Source organism: Thomasclavelia sp. (assembly GCF_017889095.1).
Classification (GTDB): Bacteria; Bacillota_I; Bacilli_A; order Erysipelotrichales; family Coprobacillaceae; genus Thomasclavelia.
Genome location: NZ_JAGHEW010000250.1, coordinates 1 through 3,226, shown reverse-complemented (window position 1 = coordinate 3,226; position 3,226 = coordinate 1). Strand labels below are relative to the sequence as shown.

The following is a 3,226-nucleotide window of genomic DNA, read 5'->3' as shown; positions in this document are numbered from 1 at the left end:
AGCATTCCCGCAAGTGTAATACCCTGGATAAGGTCCTGGGAGCGTTCATCCTTGCCGCCAAAAATATAAAAGTAGTTAGTAACACCGTTTCTCGTGACTGTAAGCATGTTGTCAGCACGATGATCAGTAACTTTATAACCCCTGGTCTTAAGCATAAGCTTCAATACTGCAAGAACATTTCGTCTGAAAGAACCGATAGTCTTTCCGGCCATTCCAAAATTCTCTCCATCAAAGCTTTCCATTGCCCACATTACAAAAGACAGTGCCATAGCAACAGTTTTCCCCGAACGGATCGCACCGTCACATATAATACCGTCTTTGTCTTTTACCGGACTCCCTGAACACCACCAGTTAAGTACCTTTCGCTGCTTCTTGCTGAACGGTTTAAATTTAAATAACGCTCTACTGTTCTTCATCCTGCCAGTCATCTCCTGCTGATGCATTCAGCGCTTCAAGGAATCCGTCATCTTCAGGATCACTGTTATCATCGTTAACAGCAAGCTTTTTAGTCTGGGCTTTGATAAGTTCGATCTTGGCTTTCTGTTCATCATTTGCGATGTTCATGTGTTTAGTCAGCCAGTCTAAAGCTTTCATACGGTCATTGAATTTAATTGAAACACCGTTTTTTCCCTGGCTCACTTCCTGGATTATCGTACCGTCAACATACTCACTGTCTTTCAGTTCAACATATCCGCCTTTAAACCTGGCATAATCCGTAATATCCGCAAAAGCAATATCGATATATTTTTGAACTATATCCTGCGGATCAAGAAGTGCATCAGCATAAAGTTCCTTTTTCAGCCGGTTTATTTCTTCCTGGATTTCAGGCTCCTTATACCACCTGCTTGCCATCACACATGCACTTTCATATTTTGCTTTAGGATTAACCTTCATATAAGCTTTAACCTGATTATGATACTTAAGGTAGTAAATGCAAAAAAGCTGGCGTTTTTCATCCAGCTCACTTTCATTTGCTATCTTTTTGGCAATCTGTTTTGCGACCTTTTTGGTTGCAACCTTTGTCTTTTTTGGTTGCAACTTTTTTTCTTTCCAGTAGCGGCTCTTCCATGACTTGACTGCACTTACCGATACCTGGTATTTAGCTGCTATGTCTTTGTATTTCATACCGGCTAAATAATCTTCATAAGCAAGTTCATATTTTTCTTTCAAGTCATTTTCACCACCTCCTGATTGTGTTTTTGAGCAAAAGAAAAACCACTAATAAGTGGTTAATCAAAATATTGAGTATTTAAAATAACAGTGGGTATGGAGTCGCTACAAAATAACTTGTAGTAACTCTAATTTATTATTTACAAAATATGGGGAACATTTTACCCCAGATCATTCTACACTTCACAAGTTGTAAATCTTAAGTTATTGTGGAAGACTTTTATACCTATAAAATTAAAAATAGTATTGTCATTTGATTTTTTTCTTAACTCTTTTTATTACTTTTATAAAATCAAAAATCATAAGCATGTATAGTAATATAGATAACCAAAAGATATACAAATAAAATAAAATCAGTATATTATAGCTAGCCATACTAAATTGATTTATCAATACATACAAAGCAATATCTATCAATGACAATATAACCACTATATACGCTTTATAGAATACTTTATCCAGAAAGTTATTTTTGAACAATGAATTAACATATTCTACATTCAAAAGAGCAAAAATAATTGATATTCCTGAAAATACAAAACCGGCAATTGTAGCAGATATTGTAGTAAGTGTCTCTAGTAAATTACTAATTTTTTTAATATTAATATATTCATTAAACATATAAAATAATGCTGATAAAAACAAGACATACGCTATAGTTCTATACATATATATTTGTTGATAATTCTTTTTTTTAGAAACAACTAATAAGACAAATCCTATTATAAAGAGCGAAATGCATATTAAAAATTTAATTTTGTCCACAATATCATCCCCTCCTTTATAGTTTATCTATTTTTATGTTTATTAATCTCTTATATGATTACATAAATCTTTTTTTTGTTTATTATATGCATGTATAATAATCTTTTTAAAATCATTTTCATTTAAAGTATTAATCATTTGAATTGAAACATAGCTATTAAATTTATAGTCTAATAAATTATATGTTACCATTGTTTCATCTTCATCTCTTGCATTTATAGAAATCTTTTTTAAATCATTATTGTGCAGTTGCTCCAAATCATCTTTTATTTTCAGTAACTCAGCCGCACGTCTTGTAAGTGATTTATTCCTAGGAGGTGCTAAACTTACTGAAATAGTACTCTTATTTATATTTAACGAATCTAAAACAGTATCTGTTACTCCAGGAATATCCTTTAAAACATTTTCTTTAGGATTACAGTAGCTATATTGTATAGTTCCCAATATTGATTTATTAATAATTTTTTCTAAAATATTATTCGTAGTTATTGGCGTACAATCAAAAGTTATTGTTTGATCAATAGAATTTAAATACTTTTCAAAAACAACTCTGCTTGGAGCACCAGATAACATTAGAAAGGACATTATACAATTTTCAAAATCTACATATAAATAAGTATACGTTTCAATTGTTTCCCCATTATCTAATTCTATGTTTGACAAATTACCAGTATCATGATTTCTTTTTCCTATGACATTTTCAGGTGTTTCTTTTCCTATTCGTACAAACATCTCTTTTTCATTCATTACAATGTATTCAATCATATATTTTTCAAATGTTTCAAAATATTCATATTTGTATCCATCTTTATTTGTTTTTAAATCAGAATACACATCATCAAAAAAATCTTTAATTTCTTTATAAGTTAGCTTTTCTTCATTTTTATTAATATTTTTTTCTGCTTGAATTTGATAAAAATTAATTCTTTTCTTTACTGGTTTAGTTTCCATTTTTCTATCTCCCCATATTTTATGATACTTAATTATATCACATAATCCTACATAAAACGACACATTAAACAAAAAAGAGCCTTGGGGGAAGCTCTTCTTTATTATGTAAAAAGGGGAAAAGATATGTGAAAAAAAGCATTTTAGAAACTGGTATCCTTAGAAACTAACCATTAGAAACTGGTCCATGAACTTTTTAGAAAAATTCACATTACTATAATAGCACACTTGACAGGCTCATTAAAGGTCATTGGGGTTCATTAGGGCTCATCTTTTGCTAAAAACAAAAAGAAAACTGCTTTTAATTGCAGATTTCTAAATTTTTAAATTATTTATAGCCTTT

3 protein-coding genes and 1 pseudogene are annotated in these 3,226 nt (G+C 30.6%); all 4 read right to left on the bottom strand.

All coding sequences use genetic code 11. From position 1 onward, the window contains the following. Positions 1-416 (bottom strand): annotated as a pseudogene (locus J7M77_RS11275) (PBSX family phage terminase large subunit); the annotation flags it as partial. Continuing rightward, entirely contained in the window at positions 403-1,170 is a 768-nt protein-coding gene (locus tag J7M77_RS11270) for a terminase small subunit (RefSeq protein WP_296878581.1), read from the bottom strand. The gene J7M77_RS11270 and the pseudogene J7M77_RS11275, both read right to left, overlap by 14 nt. Positions 1,171-1,419: 249 nt before the next feature. Then, positions 1,420-1,935 (bottom strand): hypothetical protein, encoded by a 516-nt coding sequence (locus J7M77_RS11265; protein WP_296878579.1) that lies wholly within the window; start codon positions 1,933-1,935, stop codon positions 1,420-1,422. Positions 1,936-1,977: 42 nt separating this feature from the next. Next, complete coding sequence (locus J7M77_RS11260) at positions 1,978-2,886, bottom strand: hypothetical protein (protein WP_296878577.1); 909 nt, start codon at positions 2,884-2,886, stop codon at positions 1,978-1,980. Positions 2,887-3,226 lie beyond the last annotated feature (340 nt).